25 protein-coding genes and 1 pseudogene are annotated in these 22,743 nt (G+C 65.5%); 6 read left to right on the top strand and 20 right to left on the bottom strand.

Translation table 11 applies throughout. The features are described 5' to 3' along the window. Positions 1 to 7 precede the first annotated feature (7 nt). Positions 8 to 196, bottom strand: a complete 189-nt coding sequence (locus OXS27_RS21565) for a hypothetical protein (protein WP_267358618.1) — start codon at positions 194 to 196, stop codon at positions 8 to 10. Positions 197 to 1,526: 1,330 nt separating this feature from the next. Between OXS27_RS21565 and OXS27_RS21560 the strand changes: the two genes are divergently transcribed. Beyond that, positions 1,527 to 2,297, top strand: a complete 771-nt coding sequence (locus OXS27_RS21560; protein ID WP_267358617.1) for a hypothetical protein — start codon at positions 1,527 to 1,529, stop codon at positions 2,295 to 2,297. On the opposite strand, the gene OXS27_RS21555 is transcribed toward OXS27_RS21560, so the two are convergent. The 7 genes from OXS27_RS21555 to OXS27_RS21525 form a co-directional block, all read right to left on the bottom strand. Beyond that, complete coding sequence (locus OXS27_RS21555; protein ID WP_267358616.1) at positions 2,286 to 3,254, bottom strand: IS1595 family transposase; 969 nt, start codon at positions 3,252 to 3,254, stop codon at positions 2,286 to 2,288. The genes OXS27_RS21560 and OXS27_RS21555 overlap by 12 nt on opposite strands. A gap of 118 nt (positions 3,255 to 3,372) precedes the next feature. After that, positions 3,373 to 3,918: a hypothetical protein gene (locus OXS27_RS21550; RefSeq protein WP_267358615.1), complete on the bottom strand. Its 546-nt coding sequence runs from the start codon at positions 3,916 to 3,918 to the stop codon at positions 3,373 to 3,375. Positions 3,919 to 4,579: 661 nt separating this feature from the next. Continuing rightward, on the bottom strand, positions 4,580 to 4,891 hold the full coding sequence (locus tag OXS27_RS21545) for a hypothetical protein (protein ID WP_267358614.1): 312 nt from the start codon (positions 4,889 to 4,891) through the stop codon (positions 4,580 to 4,582). Further along, complete coding sequence (locus tag OXS27_RS21540; RefSeq protein ID WP_267358613.1) at positions 4,888 to 5,208, bottom strand: hypothetical protein; 321 nt, start codon at positions 5,206 to 5,208, stop codon at positions 4,888 to 4,890. Before OXS27_RS21540 ends, OXS27_RS21545 begins: the two co-directional genes overlap by 4 nt. Continuing rightward, positions 5,205 to 6,056 carry an HIRAN domain-containing protein gene (locus OXS27_RS21535; protein ID WP_267358612.1) on the bottom strand — a complete coding sequence of 284 codons (852 nt, stop codon included), beginning with the start codon at positions 6,054 to 6,056 and terminating at the stop codon, positions 5,205 to 5,207. Before OXS27_RS21535 ends, OXS27_RS21540 begins: the two co-directional genes overlap by 4 nt. Beyond that, the gene (locus OXS27_RS21530) at positions 6,053 to 6,460 is read right to left on the bottom strand and encodes a hypothetical protein (protein WP_267358611.1); all 408 of its coding nucleotides are present in this window, start codon (positions 6,458 to 6,460) and stop codon (positions 6,053 to 6,055) included. Before OXS27_RS21530 ends, OXS27_RS21535 begins: the two co-directional genes overlap by 4 nt. Positions 6,461 to 6,857: 397 nt before the next feature. Next, a complete protein-coding gene (locus OXS27_RS21525; protein WP_267358610.1) occupies positions 6,858 to 7,034 on the bottom strand; it encodes a hypothetical protein in 177 nt (58 codons plus the stop codon). A 391-nt stretch (positions 7,035 to 7,425) separates the two neighbouring features. On the opposite strand from OXS27_RS21525, the gene OXS27_RS21520 reads away from it, so the two are divergent. Then, the gene (locus OXS27_RS21520; protein WP_267358609.1) at positions 7,426 to 8,031 is read left to right on the top strand and encodes a hypothetical protein; all 606 of its coding nucleotides are present in this window, start codon (positions 7,426 to 7,428) and stop codon (positions 8,029 to 8,031) included. 156 nt (positions 8,032 to 8,187) lie between these two features. Here OXS27_RS21520 and OXS27_RS21515 read toward each other — a convergent pair whose 3' ends face one another. Continuing rightward, positions 8,188 to 8,472, bottom strand: a complete 285-nt coding sequence (locus OXS27_RS21515) for a hypothetical protein (protein ID WP_267358608.1) — start codon at positions 8,470 to 8,472, stop codon at positions 8,188 to 8,190. A 197-nt stretch (positions 8,473 to 8,669) separates the two neighbouring features. Beyond that, a complete protein-coding gene (locus OXS27_RS21510) occupies positions 8,670 to 9,095 on the bottom strand; it encodes a hypothetical protein (protein WP_267358607.1) in 426 nt (141 codons plus the stop codon). Between the two features lie 553 nt (positions 9,096 to 9,648). On the opposite strand from OXS27_RS21510, the gene OXS27_RS21505 reads away from it, so the two are divergent. After that, positions 9,649 to 9,936, top strand: a complete 288-nt coding sequence (locus tag OXS27_RS21505) for a hypothetical protein (RefSeq protein WP_267358606.1) — start codon at positions 9,649 to 9,651, stop codon at positions 9,934 to 9,936. Positions 9,937 to 9,945: 9 nt separating this feature from the next. Here OXS27_RS21505 and OXS27_RS21500 read toward each other — a convergent pair whose 3' ends face one another. The 9 genes from OXS27_RS21500 to OXS27_RS21460 form a co-directional block, all read right to left on the bottom strand. Then, the gene (locus OXS27_RS21500) at positions 9,946 to 10,755 is read right to left on the bottom strand and encodes a DUF3658 domain-containing protein (protein ID WP_267358605.1); all 810 of its coding nucleotides are present in this window, start codon (positions 10,753 to 10,755) and stop codon (positions 9,946 to 9,948) included. 20 nt (positions 10,756 to 10,775) lie between these two features. Then, a complete protein-coding gene (locus OXS27_RS21495; RefSeq protein WP_267358604.1) occupies positions 10,776 to 11,321 on the bottom strand; it encodes a hypothetical protein in 546 nt (181 codons plus the stop codon). A 654-nt stretch (positions 11,322 to 11,975) separates the two neighbouring features. Next, complete coding sequence (locus OXS27_RS21490; protein ID WP_267358603.1) at positions 11,976 to 12,134, bottom strand: hypothetical protein; 159 nt, start codon at positions 12,132 to 12,134, stop codon at positions 11,976 to 11,978. Between the two features lie 96 nt (positions 12,135 to 12,230). Continuing rightward, on the bottom strand, positions 12,231 to 13,928 hold the full coding sequence (locus OXS27_RS21485; protein WP_267358602.1) for a GMC family oxidoreductase: 1,698 nt from the start codon (positions 13,926 to 13,928) through the stop codon (positions 12,231 to 12,233). 12 nt (positions 13,929 to 13,940) lie between these two features. Next, positions 13,941 to 14,600: a gluconate 2-dehydrogenase subunit 3 family protein gene (locus OXS27_RS21480; RefSeq protein WP_267358601.1), complete on the bottom strand. Its 660-nt coding sequence runs from the start codon at positions 14,598 to 14,600 to the stop codon at positions 13,941 to 13,943. Positions 14,601 to 14,614: 14 nt separating this feature from the next. Then, positions 14,615 to 15,580, bottom strand: a complete 966-nt coding sequence (locus OXS27_RS21475; RefSeq protein WP_267358600.1) for a hypothetical protein — start codon at positions 15,578 to 15,580, stop codon at positions 14,615 to 14,617. 58 nt (positions 15,581 to 15,638) lie between these two features. After that, positions 15,639 to 16,733 (bottom strand): enolase C-terminal domain-like protein, encoded by a 1,095-nt coding sequence (locus OXS27_RS21470; protein ID WP_267358599.1) that lies wholly within the window; start codon positions 16,731 to 16,733, stop codon positions 15,639 to 15,641. 16 nt (positions 16,734 to 16,749) lie between these two features. After that, the gene (locus OXS27_RS21465) at positions 16,750 to 18,537 is read right to left on the bottom strand and encodes a thiamine pyrophosphate-requiring protein (protein ID WP_267358598.1); all 1,788 of its coding nucleotides are present in this window, start codon (positions 18,535 to 18,537) and stop codon (positions 16,750 to 16,752) included. Positions 18,538 to 18,712: 175 nt separating this feature from the next. Beyond that, the gene (locus tag OXS27_RS21460) at positions 18,713 to 19,663 is read right to left on the bottom strand and encodes an SMP-30/gluconolactonase/LRE family protein (protein ID WP_267358597.1); all 951 of its coding nucleotides are present in this window, start codon (positions 19,661 to 19,663) and stop codon (positions 18,713 to 18,715) included. A gap of 564 nt (positions 19,664 to 20,227) precedes the next feature. On the opposite strand from OXS27_RS21460, the gene msrA reads away from it, so the two are divergent. Beyond that, positions 20,228 to 20,746, top strand: coding sequence for a peptide-methionine (S)-S-oxide reductase MsrA (gene msrA / locus OXS27_RS21455; protein ID WP_267358596.1), 519 nt, complete (start codon positions 20,228 to 20,230; stop codon positions 20,744 to 20,746). A 35-nt stretch (positions 20,747 to 20,781) separates the two neighbouring features. On the opposite strand, the pseudogene OXS27_RS21450 reads toward msrA, so the two are convergent. After that, positions 20,782 to 21,084, bottom strand: a pseudogene (locus OXS27_RS21450) (SDR family oxidoreductase); the annotation flags it as partial. A gap of 356 nt (positions 21,085 to 21,440) precedes the next feature. Between OXS27_RS21450 and OXS27_RS21445 the strand changes: the two are divergent. Next, the gene (locus OXS27_RS21445; protein ID WP_267358594.1) at positions 21,441 to 21,671 is read left to right on the top strand and encodes a hypothetical protein; all 231 of its coding nucleotides are present in this window, start codon (positions 21,441 to 21,443) and stop codon (positions 21,669 to 21,671) included. Positions 21,672 to 21,871: 200 nt separating this feature from the next. Further along, positions 21,872 to 22,672, top strand: coding sequence for a pentapeptide repeat-containing protein (locus tag OXS27_RS21440; RefSeq protein WP_267358593.1), 801 nt, complete (start codon positions 21,872 to 21,874; stop codon positions 22,670 to 22,672). Positions 22,673 to 22,743: the final 71 nt, after the last annotated feature.

Here is a 22,743-nt window from a genome sequence, read left to right as displayed (position 1 = left end):
CATCAATTCACGGAGAGCTTTCCTTCGGCTTATGGCGAGCAATCGTCTTCACTGCTTCTTCGAAGCGCTCGGCCGATCTTTCATCACACCCTGCCTCGCGTGCCAGTTCCTCGAACCGACGCCGCTGTTCCTCGGGCGTCAGCTTCTCGGCGCCGAGCTTGGCGGACTTGGGTTTGGCGGGTGTGTCTGTCGGCATTGTAGCTTCTCGGATCCTTGCAATCCCACCGAGATTTGCATCTCGGAACGCGAGCGGTCACAATCGGTTAACCAATCTCACGAACGCAGGCGTAACCTGCGTATGGTCAAGTTTGGTTCTGTCGCGCGACACGGTGATAATCTGCCGGCCGTAGCACGACCGCAAGGTCGGAGCGCATTGTAGGGTTCTCGGCAGGCCCTACCGCGGCAGGGGCTATGGGGCGCTCCTTCGGGGGCGCCCCGCCCTTATGATCGGAAAAACCGGACGATCCTACCACGCTTCAGCAAGGCGCGCGTAGCCCTCGGTCGAGTCCTGTGAAAGCTCTTGAGCCACAGATCGGGACTGGACTTAGCTTTCTTGACAACGACTTTGTATCTCTGATCGCTGTTTGGTACGGGCGACGATACTAGACGGCAAGTAGGCTGCCCTCTTTCTGCGATCCAGAGCCCATGCTTCAATATATAGGGCAATTGAAGAAAATCGTAGTCCGTTAAGTCGCTATGCTTGCTGATGATCTCTTCGTACTTTTCTCGTGACAAATTTACCGATCTAAACCCGGTGCCAAGATCCGTCGCCACGATTTCGGGGATGTCGCCCACAGGAACTGAGGTGAGGTAAGGACCCCACCGCAGGCTGTGCAGCCGACTCAACTCTAGGGGCATGCCTCAGCAGGGAATCAGCGGCCGGAAGCTGAGTCAATGTGCTGGCTTGCGACACCTCGACAATGAGCCTTCTGGCTGGACGGCGTAGCGAACCTCTCTTGCCAACGGTAAGTTGAGGTATGGCGGCAACCGAATCAGAACTTCTGGCGGTCGATGCGTTTCTGGCTGAGCTTAAATCGCTTAGCGGTCCCATCCCGCGGTGGCGAAACTCGGGATTTGGCAATGAAACCATCGCCACGTGGGGCGTCTTAGATAGTTTAGGGATCGATCGGGCCGAACTTAGGTTAGTTATACAGCCAGGCCGGAGGGATTTCCCGAGCTTATCGCTGATCCTGAATAAGAATTTCTTTGCCGGCGCGCGAGGCAGGGCCGTTGCGAGGCTCGATTTTGCCGAGAGTGATGTTTGCAAGCGCAATCCGCCGGGTGCAGATCTGCTCGATCTGCCATTTGAAGTTTGCGGCAACCACATTCACTCTTGGGAGGCAAACAGGGAGCACATACGCCGCAATGGGTTCGGTGCGCTTCCTGCTAGGAGCCCTCTTCCTAGTGGTGTACGAAGGTTGCCTCAGGCTCTCGCCTGCTTCGCTCAGGCAGTAAACATCTCACTCCGCCACGAGCAACGAGCCGTCGAGCTTCCTACCGCATCCACACTATTCGAGGAGGGTTGAATGTTGCGTTGTTCCGACCTCGAAGCGGTGATTAGAAATTTGCACAGTTGCCGAGAGGTAAACGGCGAGGCGCGTGTAACCACTCATTGTCTATATCCCTCGTTCGAACCGGTCGTTGTATCTATATCTAGGTTTGGCGATGGCTTCCATGTTCATGATGATGGCGGCTCATGCCGTGAGTCGTGGTTAAACGGTCGAGATGACCCGGCTATATCTCGCTTAGTCCTTAAGGAAGCTGAGAAACTTCAGGTAAAATTCAAAAAAGGTGTCATTTTTGGCAACGCTAGGACGGTCGATTGGCTGCCTTCTGTTGTTCTTGCTGTGGCGAATGCTTCCGCAGGTGCGGCGGCTGCTTTGCTTGAGCAAAATATTCAATCTACAGAGACGGATCTCAAATCTGAGATTTATCGATCACTCAGCGTGACGCTTCCAAATTTCAACGTCAAGAAATACTTCCCTATTCGCGGGAAAAGCGGCAAAGAATACGATTTTGATTTTGGGGTGTTCGGCAATAACTCAACTATTTTGCTTGTAAATGCAGTAATACCGCACCCAAATTCTATTGCAAGCAAATATCTTGCTTTTTCCGATGCGTCCGAGACAGTGGATCATGAAGCAACGGCAATGGTCTTGGACCGGAGATACCATAGATTTGCAGTGTATGACCGACCGCTTGCCCCAGATGATGCTTCTCTAATGAGGCAAGTATCTGACTTAGTACCAATATCGGCACTAAGTCAGGGCGCTCATCGAGCCTTCTTACGCCAATGAAGACGGGCTCTGGGCAAGGCGATGTTGCCCGTGAGGCTGTCGGTACGTCAGTCGCTTGCCGGCGATTCCTCGCAGCGCCCGGTCGGCGCGGTCGGCGTCGTTCATGCCCAACTTGACCCGATTGTTGTACCGGAAGTCGAACTCCGCGAGGTAGCGGTGCAGGTGCTGCTTGCCGCAGTGCTGATAGACGCCCTTCATGCCGCGCTTGAACACGGAGAAGTAGCCCTCAATCGTGTTCGTGTGAACGATGCCGCGAACGTACTCCTTGGCGCCGTGAGCGGTCATCTGATGGTCGGCAAAGGTGGCGCCGACTTTCGTGTAGATGCTGGACTCATCGGTGTAGAGGTTGGCTTCCTTGACGATGTTGGCTTCGATGATGGGCCGGATCGTCTCGGGCTTGATGTCGTCCACCACGACGGAGCGGACCTGACCGGCCTCGCGGTCGAGTAGGGACAGCACCTTCATCTTGTGGTGATAGGCGCGCTTCTTCGGGGAGCCGGGCTCGCGGCCGATGAAGGTCTCGTCAGCCTCCACGATGCCGGCGCCGCCCATCGGGCCGTCGAGGCCGCCCATGGGCGCTAGCGCGCCGTCACGCATAGCCTCACGGATGCGGTGCGTCAGGAACCATGCGCTCTTGTAGGTGATGCCGAGCGCCCGGTGGATCTGATGGCTGCTCACGCCCTTCTTAGAAGCGCACAGCAGGTAGACGGCCTGGAGCACCTTGTGGAGCGGGATGTGAGCGCTCTCAAAGACCGTGCCGACCTTCACCGTGAACTGCTTGCGGCACTGCTTCTCGGCGCATTTGCGAAGGCCGCGTCGGGTTTTGCCGAGGTCGTAGTGCTTGGCGTTGAGGGAGCCGCAGTGCGGGCAGACCGGGCCTTCCGGCCAAAGCTTCGCCTCAAGGTAGGCGAAGGCGGCGTCTTCGCAGTGCAGGTGGGCGTTGGACAGGGCAGACATGGGTAGGGCTCCGATAGTCAGGACCCTACCTCAGATCGTGTGGTGCGTAAAGGATATAATCGCCAACGAGAAAGGCCCCGGAGCGATCCGGGGCCTTGTCCTGTTCGGTGTGTCGGGCTTAGCGACGGGCGAGGGCTGCGTTTACCAGTTCCTTGTTAGCTGCGAGCCAGGCCCGTCCGCCCGGCGTGCAAGACATCCGCATGTTCTGGATTGCCTGCTCTCCGCCGTCCTTGCGGTTCGTGGCGCGGTGCCCGACTGAGCTTCGGGAGTCCCCCCACGAAATGTCCAATCGGCAGGCCTCGTCGTAGGAAGAGACGATGAATGCCTGGATGCAGACGTCCCGGCCTAGACGCCGATGCCGCATTGCCGGATGGCGACCCCGGGATTCCACGACGGCGAGGTCGACCCCGGCACCGCGAAGGACGTCCGCCCCCTTCACGACGAGGAGGCCGTGGCCGAGGACGGCGCCTGGCTGAGGGAAGACCGCGAGAATTGCGTCAGACTCGCGGACGACCTGGCCCATGTACTCGACCTGGTCTTCGTAGGACATGCCCTCCATGGCAGCGTCGTGGCGACGACCGACACCAAGGACTTCCTGAGTCAAGCGGGCGAGCGGCCCCTTGTCGGCGGGCAGAGGCGGGAAATTGGGTGAAAAGGTGGTCATTGGTCTGCTCCAAGTGCGAGTTGCCGTACGCCGCCGAGGGGTCCAAACCACCTCTTCAGCACGGTCCTTTTACCTGGGCGGGTATTAACGCACTCCTAAACGGGCTTGGGCCAGGTCACGGGCGAGGCTATTGGCCGAGTCGTGGTGAGTCGTTCGTTACCGTCGATGCAGACTGAAATCCAAGAACCGTGTGTCGGTCCGAGATCTGCTGGGCACGTAGGCCATCCGACAATGGGCCAGGCAGTACGACTTGCCGGGCTTGACGGGATCCCCGCAGACGAGCGCGGTCGCGGTCGGCTCGCCGGCGATCCAGCGGCACTGCCCGAGCACGGCGTCGAGCAGGCTGACACGGCCCGGGTGGAACGTAACCCTGGGAGCGGATCGCACTACCGCGCGAACCGGGGTGGCGTCTGGCTTGAACTTGGGCGGAGCTTTCCTTCAGGCCGGCTTCTCAGCTCGCGGAAGCCGGGGCTTGTCCACCTGCATAACGCCGGCGCGAGCCATCCGGCAGATCACGGAGTTCTTTGTCAACTGAAGCCCGGATTCCTGGGAAATCCGGGCGGCGATTGCCCGGCTGCTCTCCCCAATCCGCCACGCATTCGCAACGAACTCGACTAGGTCACTCGGCCACACTCTCATCTTACACTCGCATTCGTAGGGGTTACGCAACGACGCCGTCGAGGACGGCACGGGCGCGGCCACACGCCTCGACCAGGGCAATGGTGTCCCCGATGCCAAGCTGCTGGCCGAATATGTCCGCGGCGACCTCGTCGACCGGAAAGTCGAGCACGGCATCAAGCGCGGCCAGGGCCTCGAACGCTCGCGTCGCACCGTCGGCCGGCACGATTGCCCAGCCGTCGGCGGCGAGCCGGGCGATGATCAGATCGGCGACGTCGAGCGCGGCGCGGCCGCCGCTGGAGGCGACTTCACCGGCGATGTGAGAGCGGGCTGGGAAACGGCGGAACAGACTCATGCTGGGCTCCTCAGGAAGCGTTGCTTGGGAAGGCGGGGGCCGGGTCTCGGGTCCGGAGCGGGCTCGGCGCCGAGCTCACGGCGGGATTCCATGAGTGCCTTGTCCAGGCGCTCGACCGACAGCCGGCTCGTCTCCAGCAGTATCCGCGACACGTCGTCGGCCACGGTCTGCAGGGCGAGGTAGTGGTCGTACGATTTCTCGTCCTTGAGCTCGTCGAGGCGGACGTTGATGGCCTTGCGGACGGCCACGAGCCTGAGCTTCGTGTCGGCGGCCGAGAGCCGGTACAGCCCCGTCACAAATTCAGATTTTTCACTCACCAGGTTTGCTCCTGTCGGTCTGGGTAGACGGAGGGGACGAAGAGGCTTGACGGGCAGATGCGCCCCCGGACGCGGGGCTGTCCGGCCCAGGCCCGCAGCGCGGCGTCGAGCTCGGACGTCATGCGCAAGCGGTAGGTGTGGTGGCGCATCCGGTACGCCTCGATGCCGACGGACCTGGCGATCTTCACGGGCACGTAGTCCGAGCACCGCAGGGCCTCCTGCAGATCGCGGACGGTGCACTCTTCACCGACAGCGAGCAGGTCCGGATCGAAGGGCGCGCCCAGCAGCGTCTCGACGGCCTGCTGCAGGCGGAGCTTGCGCCCGCACTTGGCACGGTCGGCATTGGCCGCAACCCGGGCCTCGAATCGCCGCGCCCGGCGCTGATCGGCCCGGGATGGTCCCAGGGCCTCGCGGACGACGTGACGGATCGTGCTCTCGTGGAACCCGGCGCCGGCGGGCCCGACGATCAGAGCCCGCAGGCTCCACGCCTCGCCGTCCCCGGGCTGCATGACGTAAGCCCGGGCGGCAACGCCGTCATCTAGAAGGGGAGCGAGCTCGCTCGCGCAGTAGCGCGGCAGATGGCCGAGCATCCGCCCGTTCTTCCACCACACCTGGATGGCGTTCGCATCATGCGGGTTCGCCGGCTCCCGGACGAGGGAGAGCCTATCGCCCGGCAGCGGGATGACGCGCTCGCCGGTAAGCTCGTCCGTGCGACCGTACGAGTGATACTGCAAACCGGCGATCTCGGTCGTGAACCACGCCTCTCCGCCGGCGAGGCGCGATTCCTCCGAGGCGGCGTCAGTGCCGGCAAGGCCGCGCATGTCGGGCAGGCCGTTGTCGATGCTCATGCTGCCCTCCCGTGTCGGGTCTCGGCGGCGCGCCGTGAGACCTCGGACCGCGACATCGTCGGGACCGGTAGGCCGCGCTCGCGGAACACACGGCGCACGACGGCCTCGCTGAGGCCGACGGATTCGGCGCCGCCCTTCAGGCTGCCAAGGCGCTGGGCGGCCTCGACCGCGGCGGCTTCCTGCTCGGGCGTCGTTGAGCGAGTCGCGCTTCGGACGATGACGCCCAGGCGCGCGCGGCGGATCTGACGGCCGTACAGGCCGATCTTCTGGATCGCGTCCCAGCTCAGCCAGTGCCAGCGCTCCAGGGCCGCGGCCGGACCGCACTCGTCGAAAACTTGCGCGACGACCTCGGGCCGCGGCCTTATCCAGATGTCTAAGTGGCTGTGCTCTGATGTGCCCTTCATCACCGCTTCCCAGCCTGGAGTGCGACTTCCCCGCGCCGCATCCCGGGCCAATCCGAATGACCGCGTTCCTGAAGGATGGCTCTGACGAGCGAATCTGGGATGCCGTGCCGCTGCGCCGTTCGATATAGACTGCCACCCGCGAGGACCTCGGCGGCGATGGCGACCTCTTGCTCGGGCGAAGTCGGTCGCCTCCGCGTACGTGCAATGACCTCGGCACGCGCATTGAGGAGCCGGCGCCCTTCGTATGCGATGTGTGAGAGCGTCGAAGCCGGCACCCAGTACCAGCGAGCGGCGGCCGCGTCGGCACCGTGGGACGCAGTAATCTGCGCTACTCTGATCGGGTCAGGCGCCTCGTGTGAGCACCTGTCAGCAGCGTAACCGTTATACTCGCGAGCCATCAGTCGAAGACCCTCTGAGGCACGAGAGCCGTCACGCCGTCGGCGTCGTAGAGCACGATCTCCTCGGGCTCCCGGGGCACGAATACGGTCTCGCGCTGCAGGCCCAGCTTGCGGAGGATTCGGTCCGACGGCAGACGCCGGCCGGCGAGCACGTCGCCGACGTACTGTTGGGACAAGCCCAAGCCATACGCCCAACGCTTCTGGCCGCCGGCCGCCAGGCACTCGGCCCTCAGCCGAGCGCGCACATCGGATGATGTCAGGGGGGGCGGTAGGGTTATCATGCCAACCTCGGTAGAGGGGTTGACAAATAACTACGTCGGATCAGCGGTGCCGCAAGTTATCATTGAAATTGAAAATGCCGAATGCTTGTGCCAAAGGCAGAGCATCAAGTGGTATCAAAATACTTCGTTTCGAAGCACATTGCTCCGCTCTTAGGACCCACCGTTTCATGTGTAATTTACAAACGTAAAAGTCGGGGTCCGTGACGCCCCGTTGTCGTATGCTTATCCCGGTGGAAAAATTTGTCGCAGGCCAAGGGACCGGCCTTCCACAAAGGGGAACGACACCGTGATCAAGCGCGCAATTCTTCTCGGCTTCGCCCTGATGAAGCTGGCCATCTCAGCGATGGCGACCGTGACGAGGGCGGTCTACGAGGGGGGCAAGTGGGTGCTCCGCCAAGTCTCGGCGCCGGCATCGCAGACCGCCAACGCGCAGGCCGACGCCCTCACCGAGATCGAGGCCCTCACCGCCGGCGCCGAATCCTCGGCCGAGGCCAAGGCAGCCGTTCTAGCCGATGTGCCGGATCTCAGTGTCCAGACCGGCGGCTACGAAGATTCGCCGGAGCGGGAGTGGGGCATCGCAGCGATGGCGATCATGTATCCGCTGCCGGGTGACGACGGAAAGGCCGCGGCCTGCCTCGATGTGGCAGCCAAAGCCTACCTAGGCCGCCTCACGCATGATCAGAAAGTGACGCTGACACTGTACGGCTCCCGCCGGATCGGCGAGCATCTTCTCGGCATGAACCGCATCCCGTCGCTGCCCCGGGCTCCGACTTACAGCGAGTGGCAGCAGGCCGAGTACGAGCGCCTCGGGCGCAAGGACGGCGTCCAGGGCCAGGGACGGCGTCCTGAGGCATCGGACGACGAGGACGACGTCCACACCCTAGCGGCCTAAGCCCCAGCCCTAGAACGACCAAGCCCGCCCGGGAGACCGGGCGGGCTTTTCTGTGCGCGTGTGTGCCTGCGTCAAGCGACCGCACCGGACCAGGTCGATTGTTGTAGAAGTTTACCAGCTGCACACACGATGTGCGCACGACATGCCATCGGGTGCTCAGGCGGCCCGGAGGCGGCCGCGGCGGACGCGGTCCCGGAGCTCGGCGTCGGTGACCCGGCGGTTGGAGGCCAGCTTCTCGGCGGCCGCATCGAGGCGCAGGTTTGCGAGGCGGGCAGCCCGGAGCCGGGCGGTGGCGGCGCGGAGGATAGCAGCGTTGGCTGCCTCGGTGGCGCGGTCCTCGCGGGCGTTTGCTAGGGCGGTCGCCAGCACACCGGCGAATCCGTGGGCCAACGTCTCGAAAGTGCCGGTGACCTGCTCGACGGTGTGGTGGGGATTGAACATCGGGCGGCTCCTCTGGCTGAACGACCTGTGATCGCAGCTCTGGAGCCCCTCGTCACGCGACGGTTGTAATCGCGGTTATTACTTCCCTGGCCCGTCCACAGAGGATGCCAGGGGCTGTATCTGAGCACTACACGAAACGAGCGTCCCGTTACTACGGCCCTGTGTAACGGAAAGTCATTGGATACGCCGTCCCGCCCTCAAGCACCCTTCACGGGGAACAGGCGCGCCTGCAGCACGCGGGCGGCGATCTGACGGGGCACGCCTTTGTCCCGGAGCGTCGTCAGCGCGATCTCCAGGATCGGCTGCACGGCGACGCGCATCCCCTTCACGGTACCGGACTTTGCGATGAGGGCGGCGGCGTCGGCATCCCGGAGGACCTGAGCCAGGGCCTGCCCCAGGGCGACGTCGACGGCGCGCGGATCGGGCCGCTTGGCCTCGCGGCGGGCGGTGCGCTCATCCCTCTTGCGCTCGGCATCCGTACGCCTCTCGGCGGCCGCGGCGGCACTGGCCTCCACACGGCGCAGCGCGGCCGCATCGGCGATGGCGGACCCCGGGGTCGGCATCAGGGCGAAGTCCTCGTCGAGATCGTCCGCGACTTCCTCGTGGGGCATCCCGAAATGCATGGCGTCCTCCTGTGTCAGGAGGATTCTCACGGGCCGGAACGCCATCGACAAGGACGGGGGTTGCCGGTTGCGGACGGCGGGCGACCTGTCGCCGGATGGCGGGCATGAACATCACCATCGAGGTCGACGGCGAGGCGTTCAAGCGCGCGGTCGACGGCTTCATGCAGAGCGAGTTCTAGGAGGTCCTGGCGAGCCGTGGCGACAGTCCGAGGCGTCGTCATCGCCCTCGCCAACGTCCTCGATCTAACACGCTGCATCTCACGGCTTTGGAAGAACATGTCGCAAGGTGCGTCGGCTCGCCGAGACCGCGACCGCCTGCGACACAATTTGGGGTTTCCTGGCAAATCCCTGCGACAGGTCGCGGGCAATCTTCCCTCATCACAATCACCCATTGTGGAGAATTCGCAATGACGGGTCTGACCACCATCGCGTCAACCGGACTAAAGCGCCTGCTTCCGGCGGCACTCCTAGCCGCGGGCCTTGCGGCTCCGCTCGCCACGGCCGGAACGGCGGAAGCCCGCGACGGCTGCGGCCTCGGCTTGAGGACCACGCCATGCGCGCACGTCTGAGATCACGGGCCAAGCCCGCATCGTGGCTCACGATGGGCACCTACCTCGCGATGCTCGGCGTCGAGGCGCAGATGGTCATCGGCCAGCGCATGGCGATGTTCATGCTCGGCGGCCCGAAGGCGGACAAGGAAGCGCGGCTGATGGTGACCGAGAAGATCAAGGCCGCCGGGGAGGCGGCCGCGACCATCGCCATGGGCGGGACGCCGGAGAAGGTCGTGCGCGACTATCGGCGGAAGGTGCGGGCCAACCATAAGCGGCTTGGCAAGGGGTAATGCCTCGCCTCAAGACGCATGCAAAGGCAATTGAACCTCGTAGTCCCGCAAGCCCGGGCCGGGCCCCCTGACATCGAGAGCACCGTCATCCCCGAGCGCACGTATGCGGCCGAACAGGACGATGTCGCTGACGCCCTGGCCCGGCGGGTCAACGTCGTCGGTGAGATGCGCCAGCGTGCGCCCGATCAAACGGGCGACCACTTGCCAGCCCGTGGTGGCTTGGTCGATCAGCACGCCATCGAAATGCGTTAGCGGCGTCGACACGAGGCGTCCGCTCCGCACGACGCGGATAGGGGCGTCCTCGCTCCGCAAACGCCGCCACGCCTCGGAGGCCGCATCGCCCTCGGCCCGGGAGAGGGGGCGCCGCGTGTCCTTGAGGCCTGACGCGACGATGTCCTCGGAACGCATGATCCCGAGCGACCAGGGCGCACGGACCCCGTCCCGGGTGACGAAGTCGAGCCCAGTCGCGTCGACGATGTCGAACGGTCGGCCGGCCATGCGGAATGCGAATTCCAGGAAGCTGGCGTGCTCGGCGGCGTCGGTCATGCAGACCCAGTAGACCGGACGGACGTCGGACGAGATGGCATCGGTCCAGGTCTGCTCAGGTTCGCACGGCATCTCGTCGGGCTGGCACCGCAGGACCGTCCTGAACCAAGCCCTGCGAACCTCGGGGTCGGGCGGGTTGATCGGTCCGAGGTTCAGGGCGCTCGGAAGCCCGATGACGGGCGCTTCGCAGCCCTGCGCAAGCAAGGCATCGCGGACGCTGTCGGCCCGGCTCACCCCGTACGTCACATGGACGGTCTCGGTACGCTCGCTCATGGCCGCGGCCTTCTTTCACCTCAACGGTGTCCGGTCCACCGTACGCAGATCCCGGCATGGACGGTGCCACCGGCAAGATCGCACCGGCCGGCCTGCGCCACCTTCCATCGGTTCGCGTCCAGGCGCTCGAAAGTCAGCCTGCAGCGACGCGAGAATATCGTGGCCGGCCCATTCCGGAGGTCAAGGAAGGCATCGGTTGCGGTCGTGTCCACATCGCCCGCTTCGATCCCGCCGACGCCGACGAAATTCGACATCAACGACACGCTCGCGAAGCCGCGGACAGGACCCATGACGGTAAGCGTCCCGTGGTTACCCGCTGACTTCTCGGTGAAGAAGGTCGTCGCTGCCATGACGCCGCCCTCGGAACGCTGGAGTTCGGCGATCCGCGCATCGTAGGCCTCCGCCAGGCAGGAGACAGCTTTGCAGGCCTGCACGGTCGCGAGCCATGTCCGCTGCTTCGCCTCGACGGACTTGCCCGCCTCGGTCCGCCGGGCGGCCGCGTAGACCTTCGCCATGATCTCGTCGCGAGCCCCGAGCGCGGCATCCCCGCAGACGAGGCTCTCCATAGCCGACGAGGTCCGGTGACAATCGAAGCTCGCCGCACGGGCCGATGGGTTTGGGATGCCCAACGCGAGCGCCGCGACGCAAGCGACCGCCGATGCGGGCCCGCCTAACGCTCGCATGACAGGTCCCCGCCCGGACATGTCAGTTGGTCCGTCAGGTCACGTGTCCGGCGCTCGGTCACGATGGCCACGAATTCCCCCAACAGCATCGGCATGATGGTCCCACCTCGGTCCGGATGCTCGGAATCGAAGCCCTTTTCCAAGTTGCATTCGAGGTCGCGAAAACGGCGCCACGCGGCTTGCGCGAGATCGAGGTTGCGCCGCCCCACCGGGTCGAGCTTGGGGTGGCCGGGAGGACTGGGGCGTCTACGCGATCATGCCGCCCGGGCGCCTCGTCCCAACCAAGACGCGCCTGTTCGTCGATGAGGTCGCGGACGCGATCAAGGCGGGATGGGTGCGGTAGCCCTCGGCGGCCGACGTGGGGAACCGGGTACCCGGCCTCGAAATTACATCGGTTCGCCAGGAATCGTGGACTGAACAAGAGGGCGACGCGGGTCGGGCGGTAGCCGTGGATACGGAGCAGTTCAGCACGACCCGGCGGGATGTATCCCCACGGGCACGTGGTCGTCGTTATCTTTGGTTCCGAGACCGACAGCATCAATGTCTGTCGTCGACGATCACGCCGGGGCGGAAGCGATGCATGACGCCCGGACGGTTCGTCACCTCGATGGTTGGGGTTACCACGACGCCAGCCAGGGCGCCCGAGGGTTTGAAAGGCATCATCGCCGCGCCCGAAGCGACGAGGCCGGCCATCATGCGCAGGTCCTCAGATTGAAGATGAGCGTGGCCGTGTATGTCCACGGGTCGTGACTGCAAGTGAATGAAGGCACATGCAGCCGGCTCCGATGACGATCACCGTCTTACTGAAAGAATCCGATCCGCGGTACGCAGCGCGACCGCCTGAATTGTGAGGGAAGGGTTCACGCCGCCCACGGTCGGGAAGACCGAGCCGTCGCAGACGTAGAGGTTCGGGATGTCCCAGGAGCGGCAATCGGCATCGACCACGGAGGTGCGTGGGTCGGACCCCATCCGAGCGGTCCCATTGAGATGGCAGGTGTCATCGCCCTGATCCCAGACCTCGCGGCCACCCGCGGCCGACAGCGCCTCGCGCAGAAACTTCAGGGCGTGCCGGTTCAGGGCCTTGTCGTTGTCGCACCAGGAATAGGTAATGCGTGCCACCGGCAGACCGTACTGGTCCTTCACGTCAGCGAGTGTCACCCGATTGCGTTCCTGGGGCATATATTCGGAGACGACCTTCAGTCCTGCGACGTGGTTGTAGCGCTGCATCTCGGAGATGAGCGCCTCGCCCCATAGGCCGTGCGCGGAGGCCTGGGTGTTGGCCCAAAGTTGCGGCAGCGGGCCCTGGCTCATGTAGGAGTAGCCGCCGAAGAAGTCCTTGGCGAACGGGCCATAGCCCTTGTCGTCGTAGTTCCAATGCTCGCTGATCGCCAGCGACGGCGGCCCCTTGTAGCTGCGGATCTCCTCGTCGAAGACGCCCCAGACCGCCTGGTTGCCCTGGACCATCAGATTCTTGCCGACGAGACCCGACGAGTTGGCGAGCCCGTCCGGAAACTCCTGGTTCGCCGAGTTCAAGAGCAGGCGCGGCGTCTCGATGGCGTAGCCAGCCACCACGACGTTCTTCGCGCGCTGGAAGCGCCAACGACCCTCGCGGAAGTAGTGGACGCCCGTCGCCCGGCCGTTCTTCGTCTCGATGCGCCCGACCATGGCAAGGTCGCGGATCTCGGCCCCGGCCTTCAGGGCGCGCGGCAGGTAGCTGACGAGCACGCTCTGCTTGGCGTTGGTCGAGCAGCCGAGCGTGCAGAAGCCGCGGTAGACGCAAGGGGGCGCGTCGCCGTGCGGGGCCGAGACGGTGGCGAGCGGCGTCGGCGTCCAGCCGATGCCCATTGCCTCCGCTCCCCGCGCCAGCACCTTGCCGGCCGCATTCACCTCGTGGGCGCGGCGGTGGTAGCGACGTCGGTGCGGACCCCAGGGATAGCTCACCGGGCCGGAGATCTTCAGGTCGTCCTCAACCTGATCGTAGTAGCGCCACATCTCTCGCCAATCGAGCGGCCAGTCGGCGCCGTAGCCCATCAGGGTGCGGGTCTTGAACCATTCCGGCCGAAAGCGCAGGGCCACCATGGCGTAGTGCACGGTCGAGCCGCCGACGGCCTTGCCGGAATTGTTCGAGCCCATCTGCAACGGGTTCTCGCCGTCGACGATGCGTTCGTCCGTCCAGTAGAGCTTGGACTGATGGCTCTCGTCGGAGGCGAAGTCCTCCAGCGGCCGGAAGTACGGGCCGGCATCGAAGGCGACCACCGACAGACCGCCCTCGGCGAGCCGGCTGGCCAGCGTGCCGCCACCCGCGCCCGTGCCGACGATGGCGAAGTCGACCTCTTCCTCGTCCCGGTGCTGACGCATGGGCACCCAGTCGCCGATGCGCATGACGTTGGGCGCGCGTCCATCGCGGGCGCGGGGATGGTGCTCCGGATCGTCGCCTGGCGTGGCGTGCTTCGGGTTGTCGGCGGCATTGCCGAGGCCGGGGATGCGCATCAAAGGTGATCCTTATCGGCCGACCTGGAGGTTCTCTTCGTAGGCTTCGTCCTCGCGGCCGGGCTTGGCCTCGGCGGCCTCCCAGGGGTCGCGGCGGTCGAAATCCATGCGGACGTAACCGCGCGGGCTCGCGGGGCCGCCCCAGCCGATCTCGTTCCAGGCTGTGGGGTGGGCGTAGTACGCCTTCACCACGTCGGCGAGGATGCGCTGGTGGAAGAACAGCTTGGACGGCATGCCCTCCCAGACCGCACCGGTCAGCTCGCCCTTCTCGGCGAGCTTCAGCAGCTCGTCCTGCGCCCAGGCGCCGAGTTCATGGAAGCGTGCGCCGAACCGTGCCCTGGCCTCGGCGTCTAGGGCACGCAGTCCACGGCGCCACGCCTCGCGTTCCTCGGGTAGTTCGGCGTTGCGGTAGCCGTCGCGCGTGTCGGTCGCGAGCTTGTGGTCCACGAGGGCCGCTACCGGGACCGGATCGGACCGGTCGGCCGGTTGCGGCACGATCCGCTCGGCCAGCGCCGTCAGCGTCGACCATTCGGCCTCGTCGAAGAAACGGCGCGTCTCCGGGCCGATGGCGAGCCTTTCCTCCAGGACCTCGCGGGTCTTGGCGTTCCAGGACGGGCCGTCGCGCTTCGTGAGCACGTCGTAGCCCGGATATAGGTCCAGTCTCGGACGCATGGGATCCCTCGGGGTCAGAAGCGGAAGCGGCTGCGTTCCATGAGTTCGAGGGCGGCGAGGCCGCCCAGCGCCACCCCGGAGAAGGAGGGCGGGGCCGGCAGCGGCGGCCCGTCAATGAGGTTCTGGCGCCAGTTGTCCCAGCCGCCCATCATCCGGGCGACGCCGTAGGCGTGGAAGGCGACTCCGGCGACACCCATGGCGGACACCGACCACATCCCCCACTTCGCGCTCACCTGGCTCGCCCCCACCGGCTTGGTCGCGGCGCGAACCAGCAAGGTGGCGGCGAGCGGCGGAAGGGTGACGGGGACGAACATGGCCGGGTTCTGGAAAGCGCCTCGGAAGTGCAGCAGCCCGGCCTCCAGGGTCGTGCCTGCAAGCATGCCGGCGGTGGCGACCGCCAACGCCCGCCCGGCCGGCAAGCCGACGAGCCGGGGCTCGCCGGGATCGGCATCGCGCACCCGTTCGGCGACGACGCCGAGGATGCCGGCCAGCGTCAACGCCATCGGAGCGCCGATGGGCGCGGAATAGAACAGGTTCTGGAAGGAGTAGCCGCCCTCGCGCTTGCCGACGTTGTAGGCGTGGAAGCCGAAGCCGATTAGCCCGGTGAGGCCGGCCAACACCTGAACCCCGTGCCGGACGCGGGAGCTTTCGGGGTCGGTGTCCCCAGCCCCATGCAGGGACGCCGTTAGGGTCACGCTGGACACGATGATGGGGGTATACATCGCCCGGTTGAAGAACTGGCCCCGGTAATGCTCCAGGCCGGAATCGAACAGCACCGAAGCGGCGAGCATCGTGGAGGCATGGTTGAGGCGCTGGGCGGCGCTCGCGGTCACCTCGCGACCACGTGGGCTGAAACGACGGCCCTCCGTGGTCGACCCGAGGCTTTTGGAACGCCCGGCGGCAAACCACGTGAGGAGACCTGCTCCGGCCGCGGCCGCGACGAGGACGACCACCGGGTGCACGGTCGCTTCGGCCCTCACCGGTGAGACGCGCCGCTTCATTTCCGGGACGTGACGGCGCCCTGGTGGGCGGCCGCTGTCAGACGGCATAGGCATCGGCATCCCGGGTTTTGAGGGTGAGGCCGTGGCCGGGCCTGGTCGGATCGGGTGTGATCGTACCGCCGTGGGGCACGGGTGCCCCGTCAAACAGCATCCGCTCAATGCGGACGTGGTCGTGGAACCATTCGAGGTGCCGGAAGCGCGGGGCTGCCACCGCCACCGGGAGATGCAGGGCGGGGGCGCAGTGGCCGGACAGATCGATATGCGCCGCCTCGCACAAGGCAGCGATCTTCAGGAAGCCGCTGTACCCGCCGCAGCGGGTTACATCCGCTTGGGCCACGTCGACCGCGCCGGCATCGAGCAACCCGTGCATGTCGTCGAGCGTGTAAACGTATTCACCGGCGGCGATCTCCATGCCGGCCGGTGCAGCCGCCCGGACCGCGGCGAGACCCGCGGGATCGTCGCTCGTCACCGGCTCCTCGAACCACATCACGTCGTAGCGGCATGCTTCCTGCGCGAAAGCGACGGCGCGCTTCGGGGTGAAGGCACCGTTGGCATCGATGAACAGGTGGGCGTCGCCAATCACTTCTTTGGCAATCACCATGCGTGCCGGATCACGCTCGGGAGCGCTACCGATCTTCATCTTCACCGCATGGCAGCCGTCCCGCTCGACCCACATGGCGAGTTGCTCTCGCAATTGGTGGTCGTCGTAGCTCGTGAAGCCGCCGCTGCCGTAGATATCGGCGCTCTCTCGTGCACGCCCGAACAAGGTGGCGAGCGGCAGGCCAAGGAGGCGAGCCTTGAGGTCCCAGAGCGCGGTGTCGAGCGCTGAGATCGCCGTCGCCGCAAGCCCGGAGCGCCCGAGGTTGCGTACCGCGCCCCAGAGCACCGCACCGGCACGGGGGATGTCGAGAGCGGACAACCCCGTGAGACGCGATGCCAGCGTCCCTTCGATCAGTCGCGCGACGCTGGCGTCCGTGTAGCTGTAGCCGAGGCCGGTCTCGCCCCCGGCCTCGACATGGACGACGACCAGGGTCGTCCTGTCCCAACTCAGCGTCCCGTCCGCTTCGGGCGCATCGGTTGGAACGGTGTAGGCCCGTGCCCGCACCGTTCCGATCTTCGGATCGTCACGCATACCGTGGAAGCCGATCCTACTTGCTGCCGGGCAGGACGGAGCTCAGCACCTGCCGGGCTGTGTCGACCAGGAGGTGGCGCTCCTTCGGATCGCCCTTGCCGAGCATCGACATGAAGTTCTGCACCTGCTGGAACGTGAAGAACGGCGGCAGCGGAGGCACCTCGGGGTCGGTCTTCACCTCCAGCACCACCGGCACCGGGCTCGCCAGCGCCTCGTCCCAGGCTGCCCCCATGCGCTCCGGATCGTCGACGTAGATGCCTTTGAGGCCGATCAGCTCAGCGAACTTGTGATAGGGAACGTTCGGGATGGTCTGGCTCGCCTCAAACTTCGGATTGCCCTCCATCACCCGCTGCTCCCATGTGACCTGGTTCAGGTCCTCGTTGTTGAACACGCAGCAGATCCAGGTCTTGTTCGACCAGCGGTGCATGTACTTCGAGACGGTGATCAGCTCGGCCATGTTGTTCATCTGCATGGCCCCGTCACCGACCAACGCGATCACCGGCCGGTCGGGATGCGCGACCTTGGCGGCGATGGCGTAGGGCACCGCGGCCCCCATCGAGGCGAGGCCGCCGGACAGCGAGCACATCTGGCCACGGCGCATCTTGAGGTCACGGGCGAACCAGTTGGCGCAGGAACCGGAATCCGACGTGATGATCGCACGCTCGGGCATGCGCGGCGACAGTTCCCAGGTGACCCGCTGCGGGTTGACCGGGTTGGCCTTTGCCATCGCCCGGTCCTCGGCCTCCTTCCACCAGGAAACCATCCCCTTCTCGATGCCGGTACGCCAGGAGCCGCCTTCCTTCTTCTGCTCCAGCAAGGGTAGCAGGGCCCTCAGGGTCTCGGCGGACTCGCCGCACAGCGGCACCTCCATCGGGTAGCGCAGCGACAGCATCTCCGGGGAGATGTCGATCTGCACACCGCGAGCCTGCCCCTCCTTCGGGAGGAACTCGGCCCATGGGAAGCCGGAGCCGATCATCAGGAGGGTGTCGCAGTCCTCCATCATATCCGAGGACGGCTTGGAGCCGAGCAGCCCGATGGTGCCGGTCACGAAGGGCAGGTCGTCCGGCAACGCCGCCTTGCCGAGCAGGGCTTTGGCGACGCCGGCCTGAAGCTTGTTGGCGACGGCGATGACCTCGTCCGTCGCATGCAGCGCACCGGCGCCGACCAGGATCGCGACTTTCTTGCCGGCGTTCAGCACGTCGGCGGCGCGGCGCAAGTCGGCGTCGAAGGGCACGACCTTGGGCGCGGTGTAGCCGACGCCCGAGAAGGTGTTGCCATGCTTGCGCACCGGCGCCTCGTAGGGAACGTCCTGCAGGTCGTTCGGCAGGATGATCGCCGAGACCTTCCGCTCCGCCTTGGCGATGCGCATGGCGCGGTCGACGATGTGACGGACCTGCGCGGGCGAGGAGGCCTGCTGCACGTAGGCGGCGACGTCCTTGAAGACGCTGGTGAGATCGAACTCCTGCTGGTAGTGCGCGCCGTTGACGTTGCGCGCCTGTTGCCCACAGATTGCGAGCAGCGGCACGTGGTCGAGATGGGCGTCGTACATCCCGGTGAGCAGGTGCGTCGCGCCTGGGCCGGACGTGGCCATGCACACCCCGACCTCGCCGGTGAACTTGGCGTAGGCCGCGGCCATGAACGCGGCCATCTCCTCGTGCCGGACCTGGATGAACTCGAACGGCAGGTCGTTGCGTTGAAGCGCGCCGAGCAGGCCGTTGATGCCGTCGCCCGGGTAGCCGAAGATCTTTTTCACCCCCCAATCGGCCAGGCGTTTCCAGAAGAAGTCGGCGACGGCTTCGGCCATGTGAGGTCCTCGGGGAGGGTAGCGACGACGCCCGCCGTGCGAACGTACCTGGGAAGGGGGTGGGATCGCGCCGACATGTTCCGCCGGGCACCGTCTATTGCTCCGGGCCAACACGGCATCCGAAACCGGGTTCCTGTCGTCGACGAACGCGGTCTAACGATGCCGTGAGGTCGCCTCAGCCGGCCGGATCGGCCAGGTCGAGGGCGTAGAGGTGCTGCTTCGAGGTGATGAACAGCCGCCGTTCATCGGGAGAGAAGCAGAGGTTGGAGCACACCTGCGGCGTCGGGATCAGCCCGAGCCGGTGTCCTTCTGCGGAGAAGGCCTGGACCCCGGCCTCGGAACTCGTCCAGATCCAGCCGCGGCGGTCGACGCGGAAGCCGTCGGGGACGCCGGGTTCGACCTCGGCGAACACCCGTCGTTCGCCCAGGCTCAGGTCGTCCAGGATCGGATAGGCATGGATCGTATGCCCGTCGCCGCCCTCGGTGCGGGAGGTGTCGCTGACGTAGAGGGTGCGCCCGTCCGGCGCGAAGGCGAGCCCGTTTGGCTGTCCGAGGTCGGCCATTCGCCGCGCCGCGCCGGTCGTCGGGTCTACGCGATAGATGCTGTGGTGACCAAGGTCGGACTCTGCCAGTGCCCCCTGCCTGGGCAGGCGCAGGCCATAGGCCGGATCAGTGAACCACAGGGCGCCGTCGGCGGCGCAGACCACGTCGTTCGGAGCGTTGAAGCGTCGGCCCTCGTAGGTCTCGACCAGGGCCTCGTATCGTCCGTCCGGGGTCGTGCGTGACAGGCGGCGGTTGCCGTGCTCGCAATGGATCAGGTTGCCGTCCCGGTCGACCGTGTTGCCGTTTATAAACGGCGTGGCGTCGATGACGACCCGCACGCAGCCGTCGGCGTGCCAGCCGAGCACCCGGCGCCCCTCGACGTCCGACCAAACCAGGATGTCCCGCGCGGGCCACCAGGTCGGCCCCTCGGCGAACACTGCCTGGTCGTAGAGCGAGACGAGGCGTGCATGGTTGGGCACCACGGCGGTGAAGCGGGGATCGGACGCCCGCGGTGGATCGACATGGGAAACGGGTTCTGACGGCCCTGATCGGCGCAGCAGGTTCGACGCGGCTGAAACGGTCATAAATCCTCGGTGAGGGTATCTCGAACGTGCGGGCTACAGCGGTTCTCAAACAAACAATCGCCTTCGCCCGATGACGTTCTGCCATCCCGTTGGCTTTCCTGCGCCAAGCGCCTCGACTGCTGCGGATGCCAATCCCTCGACGACTGGGGGCATCGTCGTTTCGCCAACAGAAATCCAAGCTGGAAACGCTCCAGGCCGACCCAGGAAGCCTCTCCTGCATCCGCCGATAGCTTACGGCTCACGGAATGCACCTCGCGCTTGTCCATCACTTCAAGCGGCCGGCCAGCAATCACTGTCGGAAAACGGTACCGGGCCTCGCGTCAGGCCACTGCCTCCGCGACGGCGGCTTGGTCTCGAAGGCTGTCATTGATGCGGACCAAGTCGGTGCCTGCCTCCAGGATGCACGCACCTGGTCCCCATGATCCAGTCACCTGGACGATGAGCGACCCAACCGCACGAGATGGTCGATCCCCCTGGCCGTCAGGCGCAAGGACGCAGCGCAAAACGCCGACCGGTTCCCATCTAAGGGTCGTAGGGGCGGTCCGATCCGATTGGGAGGCGACGATGGGCGACGAGAAGGCGGTGCTGGCTGGCGGCTGCTTCTGGGGCATGCAGGACCTGATCCGGCGCCAGGAAGGCGTGGTGTCGACCCGCGTGGGGTACACCGGTGGCGACGTGCCGAACGCGACCTACCGCAACCATGGCACGCACGCCGAGGCCATCGAGATCACCTTCGATCCGGCCAGGACGAGCTTTCGGCGCATGCTGGAGTTCTTCTTCCAGATCCACGACCCCACAACGCCGAACCGCCAGGGCAACGACAGGGGGCCCGGCTACCGTTCGGCTATCTTCTACGGCGATGACGCCCAGCGTCGCGTGGCCGAGGACACCATCGCCGACGTCGAGGCATCCGGTCTCTGGCCGGGGAAGGTCGTGACAGAGGTGGCGCCGGCTGGCCCGTTCTGGGAGGCCGAGCCGGAGCATCAGGACTACCTGGAACGGCGCCCCGGCGGGTACACCTGCCACTTCATCAGGCCGAACTGGGTGCTGCCCTCGCGGGCCCACGCGATGCAGGACGCCTGAGAGCACCTATCCTGGGATGCCGTCCCATCGGCGTCTCAGGCTCCCATGGTCATCACCGACCCGCCATCGACCCACAGGAACTCGCCGGTGATGAAGCTCGCGCGCTCGGAGCAGAGGAACACGATGGCTGCGGCGACCTCCTCGGCCTTGCCGCGGCGCTTGGCGACCATGCCGGGTCGCTCCTCGTCGAGCGTCTGCCGGATGGCCTCGTCGAAGGAGATGCCCTTCTCTTTTTCCATCTGCGCATCGGTCATCGGCGTGGCGATGAATGCCGGCCCGACGGCGTTCACGAGCACGCCGTCCGGCCCGTAGGCCTTGGACAAGCCCTTGGCGAGAGACGGATGCGGTCGGATTCCTTTGGGCCAGGATGGACGAGCTCGCGGTGGTGCGTCAGGTGCGGGACCATCTGCGGGCGCGCGAGGCGTCGGCAGGTCGGTCATGACCTGGGACGGCTGCCGGGCAAGCTGAGCCCCAGCATCCCGAGCGGCGACGCTTGAAACCCAATGGCGACCCCACCCGTACAAGGCGTCGACTGCCCGGCCTGGGCGCGGCGCGGACGCTCCTCGCCGCGCCTGGACTCATGGGTAATTAGCAGTATTCCAAGTATATTAGTTGTCTATTATTGGAACCATGTAGAATTTCATGCTTTTTATCTCTGCCTTTCTGGCAAGACAACTCGTACAGGAGATCGCGTATGAAGATCGCAACCTTCGCACTTGCAGCCTCGGTCCTCGGCACCCTCGCCCTCGGTATCGGCGGCGCCTCGGCCGCGCCGATGGGCCCAAACGGCCTCCAGAACGACCAGGCCGGCATCACCCAGGTCCGCATGATGCACGGCGACCGGATGATGATGAGGAAGCGCATGATGCATAAGAAGATGATGCGCCGGCAGATGATGAAGAAGCGCATGATGAACCGGATGTGATCATGCATCCGCATCGGGGCGGACGGCTCCCGAGCCATCCGCCGCGCTGCGTTCCAGCCGCCACGGCCGGGGGCGCCAAACCCTTGTACGTGTGAATCTGATCGAACCGGCATGTCGTCCCCGGCATCGCCCCCTGGTCGGACGCGGTGCGGTCTGCGGGGATCTTTTCCTCCCGCCCGGGACCGAACGGGAGTGAACGGATGCGTGCCTTTCCCCTCCTCTTGACGGTGGCGTTGCTCGCGGCGGCTCCGGCACGCGCCGAACAGGACCTGCTTCTCGGAGCCGACATGGGCTCGGCGGCGATGACACGGGCCGAGATGACCCGGGCCGACGTCGAGGCGCTTATCGCCAAGGCCGACGGCAAGCCCGTCGACCTATCCGACAAGGCGCTCGCCGGCCTCGACCTGTCCGGCCTCGACCTCAGGGGCGCGAACCTGCGCACGGCGCGTCTCAACAAGGCGAACCTGCGTGGCGCCGACCTCAGCGGGGCGAACCTGGAGCAGGCCTGGTTCATCAAGGCCGACCTGAGCGGCGCGAAGCTCGTCGGCGCCAGGATGTTCGGCATCACCGCCCGCGACGCCAACCTCAGCGCCGCAGACCTAAGCCGCTCGATGCCCATCGGCGACTTCAAAGGCGCCAACATGGCCAAGGCGACGCTGGTCGACCTCAAGTGGGGCGCCGACATCAGGAACCAGTCCATGGGCCTGATGCGGGCGGTGTTCGTCTCGGTGAACCTCAGGGGCGCCAACCTGAAGGGCGCGAACCTCGGGCGCTCGCGCCTGGAATACGCCGACCTCACGGACGCCGACCTCACCGACGTGATCCTGATGGGTTCGGACTTGTCGGGCGCCAATCTCACCGGGGCCACGGTGGCGGGCGCCGACTTCAAGAACGTCGACGTCAGCGGCGCACGCCTGATCGCCCTCAAGGGGCAGGAGAGCGCCAAGGATTGGTCGGACCGCGTGAACGTCGACCGCGCGATCACCCGGTTGGTGAACTAAGCCTGCTCGCCGCCCCGATGAGCGCCGGGGTATCGATGCGTTGCGCCGGACCGGCGATCATGGGGTCGTAT

The organism is Methylobacterium sp. GC_Met_3 (genome assembly GCF_026540775.1).
In the GTDB taxonomy this organism is placed as follows: domain Bacteria; phylum Pseudomonadota; class Alphaproteobacteria; order Rhizobiales; family Beijerinckiaceae; genus Methylobacterium.
This window is presented reverse-complemented; position numbering and strand designations above follow the sequence as displayed.

Bases quoted from the DNA above. Each gene is read 5' to 3' on its own strand.
- OXS27_RS21470 (WP_267358599.1), bottom strand. From the start codon at position 16,733: ATGCGTGACGATCCGAAGATCGGAACGGTGCGGGCACGGGCCTACACC.
- OXS27_RS21460 (WP_267358597.1), bottom strand. From the start codon at position 19,663: ATGACCGTTTCAGCCGCGTCGAACCTGCTGCGCCGATCAGGGCCGTCA.
- OXS27_RS21555 (WP_267358616.1), bottom strand. From the start codon at position 3,254: ATGTCTGCCCTGTCCAACGCCCACCTGCACTGCGAAGACGCCGCCTTC.
- OXS27_RS21560 (WP_267358617.1), top strand. From the start codon at position 1,527: ATGTTGCGTTGTTCCGACCTCGAAGCGGTGATTAGAAATTTGCACAGT.
- OXS27_RS21550 (WP_267358615.1), bottom strand. From the start codon at position 3,918: ATGACCACCTTTTCACCCAATTTCCCGCCTCTGCCCGCCGACAAGGGG.
- msrA (WP_267358596.1), top strand. From the start codon at position 20,228: ATGGGCGACGAGAAGGCGGTGCTGGCTGGCGGCTGCTTCTGGGGCATG.
- OXS27_RS21510 (WP_267358607.1), bottom strand. From the start codon at position 9,095: ATGCATTTCGGGATGCCCCACGAGGAAGTCGCGGACGATCTCGACGAG.
- OXS27_RS21495 (WP_267358604.1), bottom strand. From the start codon at position 11,321: ATGGAGAGCCTCGTCTGCGGGGATGCCGCGCTCGGGGCTCGCGACGAG.
- OXS27_RS21500 (WP_267358605.1), bottom strand. From the start codon at position 10,755: ATGAGCGAGCGTACCGAGACCGTCCATGTGACGTACGGGGTGAGCCGG.
- OXS27_RS21565 (WP_267358618.1), bottom strand. From the start codon at position 196: ATGCCGACAGACACACCCGCCAAACCCAAGTCCGCCAAGCTCGGCGCC.
- OXS27_RS21485 (WP_267358602.1), bottom strand. From the start codon at position 13,928: ATGCGCATCCCCGGCCTCGGCAATGCCGCCGACAACCCGAAGCACGCC.
- OXS27_RS21490 (WP_267358603.1), bottom strand. From the start codon at position 12,134: ATGATGGCCGGCCTCGTCGCTTCGGGCGCGGCGATGATGCCTTTCAAA.
- OXS27_RS21505 (WP_267358606.1), top strand. From the start codon at position 9,649: ATGCGCGCACGTCTGAGATCACGGGCCAAGCCCGCATCGTGGCTCACG.
- OXS27_RS21445 (WP_267358594.1), top strand. From the start codon at position 21,441: ATGAAGATCGCAACCTTCGCACTTGCAGCCTCGGTCCTCGGCACCCTC.
- OXS27_RS21535 (WP_267358612.1), bottom strand. From the start codon at position 6,056: ATGAGCATCGACAACGGCCTGCCCGACATGCGCGGCCTTGCCGGCACT.
- OXS27_RS21465 (WP_267358598.1), bottom strand. From the start codon at position 18,537: ATGGCCGAAGCCGTCGCCGACTTCTTCTGGAAACGCCTGGCCGATTGG.
- OXS27_RS21480 (WP_267358601.1), bottom strand. From the start codon at position 14,600: ATGCGTCCGAGACTGGACCTATATCCGGGCTACGACGTGCTCACGAAG.
- OXS27_RS21530 (WP_267358611.1), bottom strand. From the start codon at position 6,460: ATGAAGGGCACATCAGAGCACAGCCACTTAGACATCTGGATAAGGCCG.
- OXS27_RS21440 (WP_267358593.1), top strand. From the start codon at position 21,872: ATGCGTGCCTTTCCCCTCCTCTTGACGGTGGCGTTGCTCGCGGCGGCT.
- OXS27_RS21515 (WP_267358608.1), bottom strand. From the start codon at position 8,472: ATGTTCAATCCCCACCACACCGTCGAGCAGGTCACCGGCACTTTCGAG.
- OXS27_RS21545 (WP_267358614.1), bottom strand. From the start codon at position 4,891: ATGAGTCTGTTCCGCCGTTTCCCAGCCCGCTCTCACATCGCCGGTGAA.